The following is a 17073-nucleotide window of genomic DNA, read 5'->3' as shown; positions in this document are numbered from 1 at the left end:
CCGGCAGCTCCATTCCCTTTTTTATCCACATTTCTCTTCTGATTTTTTCTGTTTTTACACCGTTTCTTCTGCGTTTTCCGCATTTTCCACTGCCGCGGCCGATTCAGCTTCCGCTGCCGCTTCTTCTGTCCCCGTTTCTTCCCCCGGCCGCACACGGTGTGCCTCTACCATTGGCTCAATGGTCTGTGCCATCAGCAGATGGATCATGTCAAGGCTCCGCTCGCGGAACCGCGACGGCAGAAGCGGTGCGATCGCCACATCCGTCACGAGGGATTCAAGGCCCTCGATAATCAGATCCTTGCCCGGCGTCTCATTCCACTCCAGTCTGATCCGCTCGAAATCACGCTGGAAAATGATTTTGACCCTCCGTCTTGCGGCCTCTTCCAGAAATGCAAACTCAAGCTTCAGCACCAGTTCGCCGTCTTCATTCTCCGCAAACTGTCCCGTCGTTCCGAGCAGATACGATTCCTCGTTTTCCACCCATTCTACAACTTTGGACCCCGTAAGACCGATCTCAATGCGCTGTGTTTTTTCTCCCTCGGTCAGCTCGACAAAGAAACGGCCTTTTTCATAGAAGAAACCGATGCGGCGGATGCCGTCGGAAAAGTTGTTGTGGAAGACCTGCAGCGTCAGCGGAAACATGCCGACATGCGTGTCCTCCATTTTATATTCTTTTCCGTGCAGAAGCTGCGCCATATCGATCTGACGCGGTGTTCCGCTGTTCCGCGGCCCCGGTGTTCTCCGCTTCCAGCCGCCGCGCAGGATTCTTCCCGGTGTCTCTTTCGCGCCCTCCAGATCACGGCAGGTCTGCACCAGCTTCTGATATGCCATCGGGCTTTCCGCCTCGCCGGATTTCAGCTCTGCACCAAATTCCGCGCCGAAATACTTCCGCACAATGTCGAGCATCTCACACGTCTGGAACAGCTCGTTGCTGCCCGCATTCGTCACAATCACCACGCCGGTATCCGGGTAACCGAGCACGTTCTGCCCCAGCATGCCATTGAACGCAAAGCTGCCCGGCCGCTCCTCCATCCAGACCTGGTAACCATAGCCATATTTTCCCATCTTTTCCGGCGGTGTCGCATGAACGGAGGTGGACGCTGCGACCCATTCCGCCGGGACGATCTGTTTTCCTTCGAATTTTCCGCCGTTCACGTACATCACCCCGAGCTTGACCGCGTCCTCCGGGCACAGGAAGAGGCCCCAGCCGCCTTTCGTAATCCCTGCCGGGCAGCTCTCCCAGAAAACTTTCCGGATGCCGAGAGGCTCAAACAGACGCGGCCGCAGGTAATCTACCATTTTCATGCCGGTGCGCTCCTGTATGATTGCAGACAGCAGATACGTGTTCATACTGTTGTACTCAAACGCTTCGCCCGGTGTTCCCTTGACCGGCGCATTTAAGAAGCTGTCCACCCAGTCGTTGCCGGAAACAACGCCCATCTCGTTGAACTGTACGCCACTCTTCATCGCCAGAAGATGCTCCACGGTCAGATTCGGGCGCAGGATCTTCTGCAGCAGACCGTTTCGTTTTTCAAAAATATCATAGACGTTCTCGTCCAGGGAAAGTTTTCCTTCACTGATCAGAAAACCGACCGCCATGCCGGTGATGCTCTTGCACATCGAATACGTCGCGTGCCAGATGCCGCTGCGGTATGGGGCGAAATTGCATTCGCAGATGACATGTCCGTTCCGCAGGACCAGCAGATGATGCATGTCCGTATGGCGCGCAGCGGCGAGCTCACGAAGCATCTGCGTCAGCTTTTCCGATGAGATGCCCTCGCTCTCCGGCACCACGCGCGGAAAATACGCTTCCGGAGATGCAAAATCCCCGAACGCTTCCTTCTGCGGCGCAAAGTCCGTCTTTCCCATATGTCCTGTCGTCCCACTCATAAATCCCCAGATCATTTCCATTGCGGTTAACTGTTCTTTCGCTGCCATGTACGATGCCTCCTGTCTCATGCGGTTGGATTTCCCTGTTTTTCCAGTTTTCCTCATTATATCCAGATTCCTTGAAAATCGCAATGCTTCTTCTGATAAAAAAGAACCGACATAGAAATCTGTATTTCGATTTCTGCCGGTTCTTTTCCGTGTGTGATTTTTTTATTTTACTTTAGCTTACTCATTCCAGAGTTTCATACGCTCCTGATAATTCTGTGTGATAACTTTTTCTACATCTTCCAGTCCTGCGTCATTCATTTCGGAAATCATCTTGTCGTACTCTTCCATTGCCGCATCGTGGCTGTCTGCATTCACAATCTTCGGATATTCCTGATCGTAGATATCCTGGATTTTCTGCCATTTCAAGCCATCCGGAGTGCTTCCTGCCGGGGCAAGGCCTGTAAACTCTGCGGTATCCCATCTGTCGTTCTCACCAAAGTGATTCATAGCCACCTGCCGGGTCTCTTTTACTTTATACTGTGATACATCGTATGGAGTTCCGTCTGTACCATTTCCGTTCTTTACAAACCAAGTCCATTTGCGGACGCCGGTATCCAGTTTTGTTTTGTCAAAATCCGTCTGGAATCCTTCAATCAGATCATCGTTCGGAACGTGTTTTCCATCTTCCATATTCCAGTTGGTTCCCTCAATACCCCACATCAGAAGATACTGTCCTTCTTCGCTTGCAAGGTAGTTGATCATCTTCATGGCTGCTTCCGGATTTTTACAATTCTTGGTGATCGCGATTGCATCCCAGCCAAGTGTACTTCTTCCGCAGTAAGTAGTTTCATCTGCACTGATTCCGTTTCCAAGGATTTTATAGGAATAGAATTTTGCATCTTCTCCTACAGAAGAAGCAAGTGCTGTATTTGCTGCATCGGTATCCCAGTAGGAAGCAAAGGTACTGAATACGTTACCTGCAGACAGTTTCTGCGTCCACTGATTTTTCTTGTTGACAACCCACTCTTTGTCCAGAAGGCCTTCGGTATACAGTTCATTGGCAAAGGACATCATCTCTTTGAAGTTTGGTGCTTTGGCAACATGTTCCAGATTGTCCCCATCCTGATAATATGTTTTCAGACCATACATTCCTTTTAATGTTCCATCGTAGTTTTTGGATTCTGCATCAAAGGTAATGGCAATACTCTCTTTTCCGTCAATGGTCGGATGAAGTTCTTTGAATTTCTTGCAAATGTCAATATACTCTTCCTGTGTAAATGGCTCATCGCTGTCTGCGCGGTCTTTTCCAACGATTTCGCACAGATAATCATAGCGCATCAGAACACCGGCTACCGGATCCGGATCTTCTCCGTACCAGTTATTCAGATAGTAATTCTTTCCATCGGTATAACGACTCTTGTTTAAGGTTTCCCCGTACATCTCTTTTACATCCGGACCGTACTCATCGATCAGATCATTCAACGGAAGCAGTGCGCCTGCCTCAATGTAACGGTTTACAATATCATTTCCACGATCCATCAGGACGATATCCGGGTAATTCTGACCGGTCAGCATCAGGTTCAATTTTTCCAGCGGATCTCCGGTTGGATTTTCTACCTGAATTTTGACACCTGTTTTTTCCTCAATTGCTTTTGCAACTGGATCATCAAAGGTATTGCTTCCGGAGTTTTTGTCAAAGATAGAAATCGTAACTCCGTCTGTTGATACCTCGCCCGATGCAGATGATGCACTGCCGGATGCAGTACTTGATGATGTACTGCCATTTGATCCGCATCCTGCAAGCATTCCCGCTGCCATCAGGACACTCATCGCCATTGCGATACTTTTTTTGAACTTCATTTTCTTTTCCTCCTTCTATCATCAGCTCTTTACAGATCCGAGCATGATTCCTTTAACAAAATATTTCTGAATAAACGGATAAACCATGATAATCGGAATGGTCGCAATCATCGTAGCAGCCATTCGAATGCTGTCCGGCGTAATGGTCTGTGACGCCTGATTTGCCGCCTGGTTCGCTGATGAAGTCTGATACTGATTCAGAATTTCAACCAAAATGGACTGCATTGTTTTTAAAGACTGTGCATTCGTAAACAAATATGCATCGAACCAAGAATTCCAATGGGTAATTGCAACAAACAGTGCAATGGTCATAATAATCGGCTTGGACAATGGAATTACCATTTTAAAGAAAACTGTCAGATCGTTTGCTCCGTCAATTTTCGCCGATTCAAAAATCTCTGCCGGCATTCCCTCTATATAATTCTTTACCAGAATCATATTATAAACACTTACCAGGTTCGGGAAAATAAATACAATGAAATTATTCAGCATTCCAAGGCTCTTTAATACCATATAATACGGAACCATTCCGCCGCCAAAATACATGGTGAAGATAAAGAACAGGTTCAGCTGTTTCCGGAACAGCAGCTCTTTTCTGGAAAGCACATAGGCAAGTGCTGTCGTGACAAGGACCGCCAGCGGTGTACCAATTGCAGTACGAAGTACAGTGATCAGAATGCCATGCAAAAATGTGGCACGTCCCAGAATATCTTTATAACTTGCCAGACTCAGTTTTCTCGGCAGAAAGTAGAGCCCGCCGCGCAGTGCATCGGTTGCATCGTTAATGGATACCACAAAAATGTTCCAGAACGGATACACACAGATCACAGTAACTAACACCAGAAAAACCACTTTGAAAATATCAAGAAACCAGTCACTGGCACAACGTTTTCTTTTGATTTTAATTGCTTTTTCTCTCATTTTCCTTCCTCCTAAAACAGTGCCGTATTATCATCACTGAATTTCTTCGAAAGTGCATTTGCACTGATGACCAGAATGAAGGAGACTGCGGATTTAAAGAATCCTACTGCAGTACCGTAAGAATACATTCCGTTTTTCAGACCATAGCGGTATGCATACGTATCAAGTACATCAGAATAATTTAAAATAGCATCATTAGACATCAACAGCTGCTGCTCATATCCTGTATTCAGAACACCTCCGATTGCCAGAATCAGAAGAATCATAATGGTCGGCTTTAATGCCGGAAGTGTGATATGCAGAATCTTCTGCATTCTCGTCGCACCATCCACATCCGCTGCTTCATACATATCCTGGCTGATGCCGGAGATTGCCGCCATATAGATAATCGCATTGTATCCAAGTACCTTCCACGCATTTGCGATCGCGATGATCCACCAGAAATATGGTCCTTTCTGGAAAAACAGAATCGACTCATCGGTTAATCCGAGGAATTTTAACAGATTGTTGATGACGCCGTCTGAAGAAAGGAATGTAAGGAAAATGTTTGCCGCAATAACCCAGGAAATAAAATAGGGAATATAAGATGCGGTCTGTACAAATTTCTTTGCCTTCTGGTTTCGAACTTCATTCAGGCAAAGCGCCAGAATGATTGGCAGCGGGAATGAGAATAACAGTGTCAGTAAGCTGGTTGCCAGTGTGTTTCTCATGATTTTTGTGAAATCTGTGGAAAAGAAATACTTGAACCAGTCAAGACCGACAAACTGCGAATTCACCATATCCGCAAAATAGCCGCTACCCTGCGGCGTGTAGTTGATGAAGGACATATACAGTCCTGTCATTGGTGCATAGCAGATCAGAATGACCCATACCAACGATGGAAGCAGCAGTAAAAACAGATATTTCTGTTTCCAGAACCGTTCCGCGAGGCTTTTTTTGTGCTTTGCATGCACGTTTTCTTTTTTCATGCCTTCTCCTTCTTTCTTCTTTTTGTTCATCTTGTACACTCTTGCTGTCTATGTTTCCATTCTAATGGATAGTCTGTCCTGCAACAATCTCACTTTTTTATGATTTCTATCTCGATTTAACGGAGTTTTATAATTCTCTTTTTTATTCTGTTGTTTTCTTACGATTTCTGTCAATATCTAACGAAACAGAAACCGGCTGACGGGCAAAATCACCTTTATCAGCCGGTTTCTGTTTCCTCTTCTATGCAAACAATACGAAGTTATTTCTGCTTTGTTTGATTTTTTATTCGTTTACTGGAATTCTGACAGAAACTGTCGTTCCATATCCTTCCTGGCTTTCTATTCGGACACCATAATCCTCTCCATAAGCCAGACGAACCCTGTTTGCAACATTTCTCAGTCCATATCCTTCCTCTAAGCGCCGCAGAGAACTTCGCAGTTTAATCAGTTTTTCCGCCTCGATTCCACATCCATCATCTGTCACCTGGAATACCACATCCCTTTCTTCTTTTTGAATTCTGACCGCAATGTGGAGAACTTCTTCCTCTTTTCTCGCATGGTGAATGGCATTTTCAACCAGCGGCTGCAGAAGAAGTTTAATGGTTCGATATGTCAGTACTTCTCTTGCAATCTCATACTCCACCTGTACGCTGTCCCGAAAACGCATCTGCTGGATTTTCAGATAGCTCTGCAGCAGTTCCACTTCTTCCTGGATGGAAAGCACCTGTTTTCCCTTATTCAGGGAAATCCGGTAGAAGCTGGACAAATTTTTGACCGCCTGCATCGTCTGTTTTCCACCTTCCCGCATCGCCAGTGCTGAAATAACCGCAAGTGCATTGTAAAGAAAGTGCGGATTGATCTGTTCCTGCAGCAGATTCAGTTCGCTCGTCTGAATCCGGATTTTCTTTTCGTAATTTTCCCGAATTAGCTCCTGAATCTGATCACTGAGCTGATTAAACGCCAGCCCGATCTGTCCGATCTCATCTTCTCCCATATTTTCCAGACGGTAATCAAATTCTCCCTGTCCCATCCGTTTTGCTGCATACACCACTTTCTGCACCCGCATGGAAATCCATCTTGTGTAACAGATAATGCAGAGAAATACCATAGCCGCGCTGCAGAGGATCAGGAACAGCATCCTTCTTGAAACAGCTTTTGCGTCTTTTAAAACCGTCTCCTTATCCGAAATCACAAGAATTTTTGTTCCGAAAACTCCGCTCTGGATATTTCCGATTTTTGAAATGCCGTCACGCTCAAACTCAATCTGCGCTTTCTGCTCCAGATCCTCTTCCGGCATTCTGGTCCGGATCGGAAGGCCTGCCATTTCCGGTTCGGAAGCAGCCAGAATATATCCTTTTTGATCCACCAGATAAATTTCATCGGTGGAATTTATTGTTTCGAGGAGGGGCTGTATCTGCTGATTTTCAATCTGTAACGACAGTACGCCCTTCATCCCGCCCTGTGGATAAAAATTCATCAGACGATTCATATGAAATGCTTTTCCGTCTCCAGATGTCCCACAGAATACCGTTTCCCCTATCGCATCAAATGTCAGCACACATTCCCTCCGATCTAGATCCTGCATGGAATAAAAATAATAATTATCCTGCGGAAGCGTTTCATTGTTGCTGTAAAAACAGATTTTGTAAATTCCTGCATTCATCAGACAGATTTCGCTGAGCTTCTTATCAATATAGTAAAACATATCTTCATAAGAATCGTTGCTGTAATCCTGAAACAAATATCCGCTCAGCATCTGATCCACATACAGCACATCCAGAATTGTTTCGTAAGGCTCGACCATCGTAGAAAAATTTTTTTCAATTCGTTCTGCTTCCTGTTCTGCACTCTGATATGCTTCAGTAAGAAGCACATTCCTTGTTTTTCCATAACTGTACCAGGTAACACACAGCATTGGAATCAGTGCCAGTACCAGATAGCCGATCACCAGTTTAAACTGAAAACTCCGATTTTTATACCATTTTACGATATTCATTTGGTGTCACTCCAAATCTTTTCTGAAAAACAACGCCAAAGTAAGAAACATTTTCATATCCAACCGCCAGACTCACTTCCCGTACTTTATTTTTCTTATTCTTTAACAGTTCCGCCGCCCTCTGCAGACGCATTTCCGTATTGTATTCCAAAATCGTTTTTCCTGTTGCCTCTTTAAACAGGCTCCTCAGATAATTCGGAGACAAACCAACCTCCGCGGCCAGCTTCTCGATATCTGCGCTTTCCGAGCAGTGCTCCTGAAGATATGTTTTTACCTGATAAACGGCATAGTAATTTGGATTTTGATTCTGTTCTTCAAAAAATGCCAACATCCGTTCCAGATACTGCTTCATCTTTTCCCGCATCTGATAACTGTTGTTTGCTTCAAAAATTTCATTTTCTCTCAAAATTTTTTCTGCTTCCATCCAGTTTTCCAGCAGTTCATCGCTCAAAACAAGACGGTTCCATAGATACATATAGAGATTGTAAACTTCTCCCGCAAATGTTTTCGGCGCAAGCCCCTTTAGCTGTTGAAAATAATCTTTCATGGTCTGCAGCGTTTCCTGCTTTTTCCCGTTGCTGACCAGACGACAGATTTCTTCTCTCCGCTCCTTCTGTTCCCGGAAATGATATGCTTTTTCCTCTTCCGTTTCTTTTTCATCTGCACAGAAAAGTTCCGGTGGATCCATATGAAATGCCAGAACACAACAGTTCCGAAGTTTTTCCGCCTTTTCGTACAGGCAGTCAGCTGTCCATGCTCCACTGCACCATCCAACGGCTCTCGGTGCGTCTTCTTTCAAATCATTCCAGATCTGAAATGCCGTATCTTTCACCGACAGATACCCCGCCAGCAGCAGCATACTGATCCGTTCCGTTTTGCTGATGTAACGGATGCCCTTGTATTTTTCCTGAATTTGGCTACAGATGTTTTCTTCCGTTTTTCCATAAACCGCTATGATTCCAAACCTGCACTCTTCCAGTTCTTCTCCAAATACACCACGGAAATTTTTCCGTAAAAGCTCTGTTTCCTGTTTTTCCCGCAAAGCCATTTCCAGCAACTGCTTCGCCGCCGTTTTCCGCGACCAGTCTGCTATCTCTCTTTTCTCCAGTTCACTTCTCACTTTTTTCAGACATGCTTCTACTTCTTCAATCGTAAATGGCTTTAAAAGGTAATCCACGGCATTCACCTGAAAAGCGGAATGGATATAGGAAAAATCATCATATCCTGTCAGAAAAACAATTTTGCATGGATATCCCCGGCGTACGATCGTCTCTGCCAGTTCAATTCCACTCATTCCTGGCATCTGAATATCCGTAATCACAATATCTGCCATATTTTCTTCCAGGCACTCCAGTGCCCTTCTGCCATTGCGCGCGGTAAATACTCTGGAAATCCCGTTCTTTTTCCAGTCAATATAATCCCGCAATGTCTCCAGTTCAATTTCTTCATCTTCTACAAGAAGAACGCGATACATTTTCTCCCTCCTGTTTCCAGTTGCTCCTGCAGTTTTCTTCTCCTGCTGCTTTTCATTTCTGTCTTTTTACTGCAGAAGTTCAATCATATACGCCTCATACGGCTGTAACTTCCACACTTCTTTTGTGAGGCTTTCTGTATCATTATGAATCAGAACCGTTCCTTTTGTCAAATCATATCGGGCTTTCATCTCTGCCGCGGTATCCCGGAAATTGCAGAGCACAATCAGCTTTTTCTCTCCCAGATTTCTCTCATAAGCAAAAATATCCGGATTTTCTTCCTCAATCAGACGGAAATCCCCATAAACAAGAGTGTCATTTTTCCTACGCAGCGCAATTAGTTTTTGATAGAAATAGAAGAGGGAATCCGGATTTTTTCTGCTGTTTTCCACATTGATCTCCTCGTAATTCTGATTTTCCGCCATCCACGGTGTTCCCGCTGTAAATCCGGCGTGTTTTTCCGCATTCCACTGCATTGGCGTCCGCGCATGGTCCCGGCTGTTCCGTGCAAGATAGGTACGAATTTTTTCTTCCTCCCAGCCTTCTTTTTTACGGTCTTCGGCAAAATTTACAGACTCGATATCCTGATAGTCCTCGATCCGAAGCCCTGACACATTTGTCATACCGATTTCTTCCCCCTGGTAAATATAAGGAGTTCCTTTCATCCCATGGAGAAGGACAGCCAACATTTTTGCTGATTTTTCCCGATACGGTTCCCTGTCATTTCCAAAGCGCGATACGACACGCGGAAAATCATGGTTTCCCCAGAACAGGCTGTTCCATCCTTTTTCTTCCAGTCCCGTCTGCCATTTTTCAAAGAGCTGCTTCAGTTGCGGCAGCGTATACGGTTTCGGATCCCAGTTTCCACTTCGGATGCCGTCGATTCCCATCAGTTCAAACTGAAAAATCATACTGAGCTCCTGGCTTTCCGGATCAGAATACTGCTGTGCCATTTCTACCGTAGCACCTCCGGTTTCCCCCACTGTCAGGATCTGTTCTGATTTTCCATACGTATTCTGATTCATTTCCATTAAGTATGTATGAATCTGCTCCGAATGAGTATCATTTCCTCCATGTCCATCTTTTACAATATTGTCAATTGCATCCAGCCGGAAACCACGGATCCCTTTATCCATCCAGAACTGGATCATCCGGTACAGCTCTTTCCGAAGCGACGGATTTTTCCAGTTCAGATCCGGCTGCATTACACTGAAACTGTGATAATAATATTCCTGAACCTCCGGCACCCATTCCCAGGTGCTTCCTCCAAAGAATGCTCCGCCGCCTTCTGGCGGCTGCTCCTTCGTTCCTTCCTTCCAGATGTAAAAATCATGGTATTTACTGTTTCGATCCTTTCTGGCTTCCAGGAACCATGGGTGCAGATGGGAACTATGATTTAAAACAAGATCCATCATGACCACAATTTCCCGCTTTTCACAGGCTGCGATCAGTTCTTCCAGCTCTTCCATTGTGCCCGCTTCTTCCATTACTTTATAATAGTCACTGACATCATATCCATTGTCGTAATTAGGAGAATCGTTAAAAGGCGAAAGCCAGATGGCTCCAACACCAAGCTCCTGCAGATAGTCCAGCTTCTGCAGAATCCCTCCAAAATCGCCGATGCCGTCTCCGTTGCTGTCACAGAAGCTTCTGGTGTAAATCTGATATACGGTTAAGCTATGCCACCACTCTCTTTTCATTTTCTGTCCTCTCTTTCTTTTTTCCTATAAGAGCAGTATAATGATATTATCTTATATTTTCTAACCTGATTTTCGTATTTAATGAAAGGATTTTGACTTTTATGAAAAAAGAACGTTCAAAAGAGCTCTTTTCTCCTGAATCTTGTTCCCCTGTTCTTTCTGGCGGAATCCGGGATTTTACCGTGCATGGAACCGAACCTGTTCCGCTCCATATCTATCATCAGGATTATGCGCATGGCGGGCTCTCTGTTCCTTTTCACTGGCATAAAGAATTAGAATGGATCTGGGTTGAAAAAGGTACTCTCACTCTGACACTGAAAACTGAAACCCGGACAATTTCCGAAGGTACTTTTCTTTTCATCAACAGTCACGAACTGCATCAGCTCTGCAGCATTGGAACTACCCCTTCGATTCACCATGCCCTTGTATTTCTTCCAGAAATTCTCTCATGTGCCTATCTGGATTCCTGTGAAGCAGACTGGATTCGTCCGCTGCTCTCTCATCAACTGCTTCTTCCGGCTTTTCCATTGGAAGAGCTTTCTGCTGCTGAAGCCTCCTCTCAGACACAGAAAACATTTGTACTGACATTATCTGAGCTTTTCCAGGAAATCCTGTATGCATACGATACCAAACCCATCGGCTGGTTTCTTCTGATCAAAAGTGACATGTATCGGATTCTTGCACTTCTGGCGCAATACCAGCTTTTTCTTCATCCGGAACCCCTCTGCACTCGTAAAAAAGAAAGATCTGATCAGTGTAAAAAACTCTTACGTTATATTCAGGATAACTATGATTCCAAAATCCGTCTTTCAGATCTTGCTGCTATACTCAATATGAATCCACAATATTTTTGTCGTTTCTTCAAAACGCACTTTCACACAACGCCTATTTCCTATATCAACCAGTACCGCGTAACCCAAGCCGCAGATCTTCTTACCGGCAGCTCGCTTTCTATCTTGGAAATTGCTCTGCATACCGGATTTGAAAGCCCCAGCTATTTTGCCAGCATTTTCCGCCGGACTTTTGGTATGTCACCGGAAGAATATCGAAAAGCCATGCCCTGACCCGGCAAATTTTTTCCTTCTGAATGCACGACAACACAAATCTCAAAAATTTTTGATTTTTTTTCAAAAAACACTTGCCAAACTCGTTTTCTTATGATAATATACTACTTGTCGCTGAGCAAAAATCACGGCAGACAAATCAAAAACTTCGGCTCCGTGGTCAAGCGGTTAAGACATCGCCCTTTCACGGCGGTAACACGGGTTCGATTCCCGTCGGAGTCATATGGCGTCGTAGCCAAGTGGTAAGGCAATGGTCTGCAACACCAGTATCCACCGGTTCAAATCCGGTCGACGCCTCTTCTTTCCCGGAAACAGATAGTTTCTGGGATTTTTCTTTTTCAAAATTATTTCAAAAAAGCTACCGGTTCTGTTTGCTTCGGCAGCTTTTTTGAAAATATCATTCTTTTTTAATTTTCTTTTTCTTTCACATAGTCTTCGTACACATACGCCGTTTTTCCCTCATACGAAATCTTGTACCATCCGTTCTCTTTTCCGAGCATTTCCACTTCTTCCCCTGTCGTCAGAGCTCCGATAACCTGGCTTGTGCTGACGTTGGGTTCTGTACGTACATTGACCGGTGAGATACAGGTGACGGTTTTCTTACCCTTCTGCTTTTTCACGCCATCCGAATTATTTTCTGCTTCCAGCGCTCTTTTCTGCTCCTGGCAGGCCGTCTGAAATGTTTCTGTCAGCAGCTCATTGTCCGGGAACTGCAGAGACTCCAGTATTTCCGGCACGATTTGCTGTGTATCGTTGCTGCCGTTTCCTTTTTTCCATATAATCTGATACCCTTCATTCTCCGTTTTCACTCCGCAGAAAAATGCGGTCGGAATCTGCAGGGAATTTTTTACCTGGAAACGATAAAAGGAACTCTCTTTACTTTTTCCTTCGTTAACTGTTTTCGCTACAAAATCACTGATGCTGTTTTCCCCGGTTATTTCATTTTGATCGATTAATTTTTCAGCACTCTCTTCGTCCTCCGGGAAATCCATAAGTATCACTTTTGCCATTCCTTCCCGATACGATATCTCAAGACTTTCCCCATCTTCCGATATGAAACTGCATTGAATTTTTTCATCTCTCATTACATTCCAGCCTTCTGGAAGTGTGATTATAATATTCTGGTATGTAGAAAGAAACTCTTTTTCACCATCTTCTGACTCATCCTGGACACTGGATGCTCTTTCGGAGACAACCGATGGATTCTCCTTTTCCACCTGCTGATTTCCACATCCCATTACCACAATAGTTGTCATCAGAAGAACAGCTAAACAGTTTTTTTTGTTTCTCATGTACAATTTCCTTTCTTGACAGTTCCCTCTTTATTTTCTGTCAGAAAATTTCTTTTGCTTATTGTATCATAACTATTTTTGCACTGTAAAGAGTACGTTCCTTCCCTCCTGCTTTGATTTTCTTTATGCAAAAAAATCTCCAACCAGATTGAGGTTCCCTTCCTCTCAAATCCAGTTGAAGATTTTTCTTATCTTTTTTATTTTACTTCTGTAAATTCGACCCGGATACTCTCATACTCTCCCAGCACCTGCTGCAGCGTCAGTCCCGCACGGTTCCAAGTACGGCCGGAGCGGATTTCTCCATCCAGACTGCAGCGGTACAGCTTATCCTCTGCAAGACCGCACACTTTCGTGTGAACCGGAAGCGGATTTCCTTCTGCATCCGTCTTTACCAGTGTAAGCAGTGCGCGGCTCTGATCTTTTGCCACGAACTCCCATGCCATGAAATCCTGCTTTTTCAGCCCGGTCAGACGGTAATACAGGCCTTCGTGCGTCAGATCGTAATATGTATGCATTGCAGCAACCTGCTCTTTTACCATCTCTTTCTCTTCATCCGAAATCTTGTTCAGGTCCATCTCATAGCCGAAGCTTCCTGCAAGAGCTACATCACCTCTTGTCTTGAATGGAGTTACGCGGCCGGTCTGATGGTTCGGGCATACCGAAACGTGGGATCCAACCGTGCTGATAGGATAGAAGAAGGAACTTCCATACTGAATCGACAGACGGTTGATCGCGTCCGTGTTATCACTGCACCAGATCTGCGGGGAATAATACATCATACCGGCATCAAATCTTCCGCCGCCTCCGCTGCATCCCTCAAGCAGCAGATCCGGGCACGCGGCAAGGAAACGCTCGAGCAGATCATAAACACCGAGCACATAGCGGTGATACAGCTCTCCGTTTCGGCTCTGTGCTGCCACATGGCTGTAAACATCGCAGACACTGCGGTTCATATCCCATTTGACATAATCAATTTCTGCATCGTGGACGATGGTCGTCAAACGCTCCAGCAGATACTCCCGCACATCGTCACGCGTCATATCCAGTACAAGCTGATTTCTTCCATGGTTTGGCACACGTCCCGGAACTGCAAATGCCCAGTCCGGATGTGCACGGTAGAGATCACTGTCCTCGGAAATCATCTCCGGCTCGAACCAGAGACCGAATTTCATGCCCATCTTGTGGATTTTTTCTGCAAGCTGTGCCATGGAACCGTTCATCTTCTTCTCGTTGACAAACCAGTCGCCAAGGCCGCTGTTGTCATCATCTCGTTTTCCGAACCAGCCATCATCAAGCACCAGCATTTCGATGCCGAGTTTCTGCGCCTGCTCTGCGATTTTCAGAATTTTCTCTTCATTGAAATCAAAATACGTTGCCTCCCAGTTGTTGATCAGGATCGGACGTTCGGCATGTTTATACGCACCGCGGCAGATATGCTCGCGGATGATCTCATGATACTGCTGTGACAGTTTGGTAAGGCCGCTTCCGGAGTAGCTCAGGATCACCTGCGGGGTATCGAACACTTTTCCTTTTTCCAGGTGGAAACAGAAGTTTGCCGGGTGAATACCCATCTGGAAACGGGTCTGGTTTTTCTGATCCTTCTGTGCCGCTGCAACAAAGTTTCCGCTGTAAACAAGGCATGCGCCGATGCAGGAACCGTGTGTCTCGTCAGCCCCCTCCTCGCAGAGGATTACGGCCGAATTGTAATGATGGCTCGACGTGCCGCGGATGCTGCCGATCTCGACTTTTGCGCGCTGCACCGGAATCCGCTCTGCCGTACGCTCCATCGCATGACGGCCGGAGAAATAGATCATCTCATAATTTTCATACATCAGATCCATGCTGAAAGACAGCATTTTTTCCAGCTCGATTGCCGTCTCTCCGTGGTTTTCCAGTCTTGCCGCTCTCGTAATCACGTTTTCGTTTTCAAATACTCCGTAGAACAATTTCAGTACAACACCGGAAGCTTTCTCTTTCATCGTGATGACAAGCGTTTCTCCTTTTTCTTCCTCTGTATCGTACAGTGCCGGCATACCCGGAACCGCATAGGAATGATCGAGGATTTCATAAGAATCGAAACGGAAATCTGCCGCACAGCTTCCATCCACCTGACGAATCCGAACCATATCATCACGGTAATCGCCGACTCCGCTCGAAGGTACTTCCTGCGGCAGTGTATCCAGAGAATACGTGCGATCGCTTCCGGCTTCCTCCGGATTTCCTGCAAATCCCATATCCGTACAGAAAATCAGACCGGAAAGATTTTCCTCACCGATTTTTTCTCCATAGTAGAGATGCAGAAGCACATTTTTGTCATCTGCGAACATCTGGTAACTGCTGTCTTTTGTCTGGAGGGTAAATAACCGTCCATTTTCACTTACTTTGATTGCCATGGTTTTTTCTCCTTTATCTTATCGCATTTTTTCGGGCTGCTCACACCAAAATCACTTTCTTACATACCCGAACAACAAGTGTTCCGGTGCTGCGTGAACCGTAACGGCTGCTACTCCGGGCTTTTGATCTCCTACAGCTGCTTGCAGTATCCTGCAAAACACGATATAATTTTACTGATATTTCGGAATCTCATCCTTTTGTGACATTCCGGCTTTTCTGATGATTCATTTTGTGAGGTATACTTATGGAAACTTCCTGGACACTTCCTGTCCCAAAGCATAAATTTTCGGATCTTTATCTCTGCTTCTGCGGCTACGAAGCCTGCCAGCCGTTCCACAGCTACGGCCCTGCTGTACGCCCCAATTACGTGATCCACTATATTATTTCCGGGAAAGGCACTTTTACCATCGGAAACCGCACTTACCGCCTAACCGCCGGACAGGGCTTTTTCCTGATGCCAAATGTCCGCACCTACTATGAAGCCGATGCGGATGATCCCTGGACCTATCTCTGGATCGGTTTTGACGGCGAAAAAGCTGCCTCTTATGTACAGGAACTCGGTCTTTCCGAGGAGCACCCTGTCTACCAGTGCAGTTTTTCCGGTGAACTGCAGTCCCTCCTGTTTCAGATGCAGAAGCACAATACCTATGACACCTCTGACCAGTATCTTCTGGAAGGCTGTCTGTACCAGTTTTTCTCAATTCTTTCCCGCGAAATCACGCTTGCCGATCCTTCTGCACGGGAGATCGGCAATCTTTACGTGGAAAAAGCCGTTGAGTTTATCCGAAATAATTATTCCAATGAAATTCTTGTCTCGGATATTGCCAGATATGTATGCATCAACCGGAGTTACCTTTATACCCTGTTTCAGAAATATCTCCATACCTCACCGCAGGACTATCTTTCTTCCTGCCGGATCACGCGTGCGCTTGAGCTTTTATCATATACGGATCTCCCCATCGAAACGGTCGCTTTTTCCTGTGGTTACCGGAATGCCGAAGTTTTTACCAAAGCCTTCCGCCAGAAGCAGGGCATGACGCCAAGCGCCTATCGGAAAAAGTTCCGCCTTGACACGACTCCTGACTCTGCACATGTTCCGTGATCTGTCTGATTTTATTATAACGAAATCTTTCTTCCATGAACAGGAAGAAATGTTATGGAAAACCGTCAAAATGTTAGATGGCGTTTCTTAATGGCTACAGACATCAAAAAAGCGATACAGTTATGATTTCTCATTTCTGTATCGCTTCTTCATCTTAGCTCCCCGAGTTGGGCTCGAACCAACAACCCTTCGGTTAACAGCCGAATGCTCTACCATTGAGCTATCGAGGAATACCTCAGGAATCTTTTCCTGACAATCGTTACTATAACACAATCTTTTTCGAAAAACAAGTATTTTGCGGAAAATAATTACAAAAAGCCACCGGATCTCTCCGATGGCCTTTCTGATATACCTTCAAAACCGCACATACTTTACATCTATCATTCCATTTCTGTGAACACAACCAATTAGGTCAAGCCCTCGACC

General features: G+C 45.4%; 11 protein-coding genes and 3 tRNA genes. 4 read left to right on the top strand and 10 right to left on the bottom strand.

Going from position 1 to position 17073, the window contains the following annotated elements; genetic code table 11:
* Positions 1–54: 54 nt before the first annotated feature.
* The 7 genes from DW743_RS14125 to DW743_RS14095 all read right to left on the bottom strand — a co-directional run bounded on the left by DW743_RS14125 (position 55) and on the right by DW743_RS14095 (position 10795).
* Positions 55–1938: a serine hydrolase domain-containing protein gene (locus DW743_RS14125; RefSeq protein WP_158568577.1), complete on the bottom strand. Its 1884-nt coding sequence runs from the start codon at positions 1936–1938 to the stop codon at positions 55–57.
* 177 nt (positions 1939–2115) lie between these two features.
* Positions 2116–3738 (bottom strand): extracellular solute-binding protein, encoded by a 1623-nt coding sequence (locus DW743_RS14120; protein ID WP_117761935.1) that lies wholly within the window; start codon positions 3736–3738, stop codon positions 2116–2118.
* 21 nt (positions 3739–3759) lie between these two features.
* Complete coding sequence (locus DW743_RS14115; protein WP_022461726.1) at positions 3760–4659, bottom strand: carbohydrate ABC transporter permease; 900 nt, start codon at positions 4657–4659, stop codon at positions 3760–3762.
* Positions 4660–4670: 11 nt separating this feature from the next.
* A complete protein-coding gene (locus DW743_RS14110) occupies positions 4671–5657 on the bottom strand; it encodes an ABC transporter permease (protein WP_243004588.1) in 987 nt (328 codons plus the stop codon).
* Positions 5658–5910: 253 nt separating this feature from the next.
* The gene (locus DW743_RS14105; protein ID WP_117761934.1) at positions 5911–7623 is read right to left on the bottom strand and encodes a sensor histidine kinase; all 1713 of its coding nucleotides are present in this window, start codon (positions 7621–7623) and stop codon (positions 5911–5913) included.
* Positions 7601–9097 (bottom strand): response regulator transcription factor, encoded by a 1497-nt coding sequence (locus DW743_RS14100; protein ID WP_117761933.1) that lies wholly within the window; start codon positions 9095–9097, stop codon positions 7601–7603. Before DW743_RS14100 ends, DW743_RS14105 begins: the two co-directional genes overlap by 23 nt.
* A 66-nt stretch (positions 9098–9163) precedes the next feature.
* Positions 9164–10795: a glycoside hydrolase family 13 protein gene (locus DW743_RS14095; protein WP_022461722.1), complete on the bottom strand. Its 1632-nt coding sequence runs from the start codon at positions 10793–10795 to the stop codon at positions 9164–9166.
* Between the two features lie 101 nt (positions 10796–10896).
* Between DW743_RS14095 and DW743_RS14090 the strand changes: the two genes are divergently transcribed.
* The 3 genes from DW743_RS14090 (at position 10897) to DW743_RS14080 (ending at position 12156) form a co-directional block, all read left to right on the top strand.
* Positions 10897–11859, top strand: a complete 963-nt coding sequence (locus DW743_RS14090; protein WP_117761932.1) for an AraC family transcriptional regulator — start codon at positions 10897–10899, stop codon at positions 11857–11859.
* A 150-nt stretch (positions 11860–12009) separates the two neighbouring features.
* Positions 12010–12081: transfer RNA gene (locus DW743_RS14085), tRNA-Glu, on the top strand.
* A gap of 3 nt (positions 12082–12084) precedes the next feature.
* Positions 12085–12156: transfer RNA gene (locus DW743_RS14080), tRNA-Cys, on the top strand.
* A gap of 110 nt (positions 12157–12266) precedes the next feature.
* Here DW743_RS14080 and DW743_RS14075 read toward each other — a convergent pair.
* Both DW743_RS14075 and DW743_RS14070 read right to left on the bottom strand, forming a co-directional pair.
* Positions 12267–13151, bottom strand: a complete 885-nt coding sequence (locus tag DW743_RS14075; RefSeq protein ID WP_117761931.1) for an SH3 domain-containing protein — start codon at positions 13149–13151, stop codon at positions 12267–12269.
* A 197-nt stretch (positions 13152–13348) separates the two neighbouring features.
* Positions 13349–15544 carry an alpha-galactosidase gene (locus DW743_RS14070; RefSeq protein ID WP_117761930.1) on the bottom strand — a complete coding sequence of 732 codons (2196 nt, stop codon included), beginning with the start codon at positions 15542–15544 and terminating at the stop codon, positions 13349–13351.
* A gap of 245 nt (positions 15545–15789) precedes the next feature.
* Between DW743_RS14070 and DW743_RS14065 the strand changes: the two genes are divergently transcribed.
* Positions 15790–16647 (top strand): AraC family transcriptional regulator, encoded by an 858-nt coding sequence (locus DW743_RS14065; RefSeq protein WP_117761929.1) that lies wholly within the window; start codon positions 15790–15792, stop codon positions 16645–16647.
* Positions 16648–16805: 158 nt separating this feature from the next.
* Here DW743_RS14065 and DW743_RS14060 read toward each other — a convergent pair.
* Positions 16806–16877 (bottom strand) — tRNA-Asn (locus DW743_RS14060).
* Positions 16878–17073: the final 196 nt, after the last annotated feature.

It is taken from the genome of Blautia sp. AM28-27 (genome assembly GCF_003480905.1).
Classification (GTDB): Bacteria; Bacillota; Clostridia; order Lachnospirales; family Lachnospiraceae; genus Fusicatenibacter; species Fusicatenibacter saccharivorans.
The sequence above is the reverse complement of the archived record's forward strand: the minus strand, read 5'-3'. Positions and strand labels throughout refer to the sequence as shown.

Coding starts and splice junctions, on each gene's coding strand:
- DW743_RS14090 (WP_117761932.1), top strand. CDS start 10,897: ATGAAAAAAGAACGTTCAAAAGAGCTCTTTTCTCCTGAATCTTGTTCC.
- DW743_RS14100 (WP_117761933.1), bottom strand. CDS start 9,097: ATGTATCGCGTTCTTCTTGTAGAAGATGAAGAAATTGAACTGGAGACA.
- DW743_RS14120 (WP_117761935.1), bottom strand. CDS start 3,738: ATGAAGTTCAAAAAAAGTATCGCAATGGCGATGAGTGTCCTGATGGCA.
- DW743_RS14065 (WP_117761929.1), top strand. CDS start 15,790: ATGGAAACTTCCTGGACACTTCCTGTCCCAAAGCATAAATTTTCGGAT.
- DW743_RS14115 (WP_022461726.1), bottom strand. CDS start 4,659: ATGAGAGAAAAAGCAATTAAAATCAAAAGAAAACGTTGTGCCAGTGAC.
- DW743_RS14070 (WP_117761930.1), bottom strand. CDS start 15,544: ATGGCAATCAAAGTAAGTGAAAATGGACGGTTATTTACCCTCCAGACA.
- DW743_RS14095 (WP_022461722.1), bottom strand. CDS start 10,795: ATGAAAAGAGAGTGGTGGCATAGCTTAACCGTATATCAGATTTACACC.
- DW743_RS14075 (WP_117761931.1), bottom strand. CDS start 13,151: ATGAGAAACAAAAAAAACTGTTTAGCTGTTCTTCTGATGACAACTATT.
- DW743_RS14125 (WP_158568577.1), bottom strand. CDS start 1,938: ATGGCAGCGAAAGAACAGTTAACCGCAATGGAAATGATCTGGGGATTT.
- DW743_RS14105 (WP_117761934.1), bottom strand. CDS start 7,623: ATGAATATCGTAAAATGGTATAAAAATCGGAGTTTTCAGTTTAAACTG.
- DW743_RS14110 (WP_243004588.1), bottom strand. CDS start 5,657: ATGAACAAAAAGAAGAAAGAAGGAGAAGGCATGAAAAAAGAAAACGTG.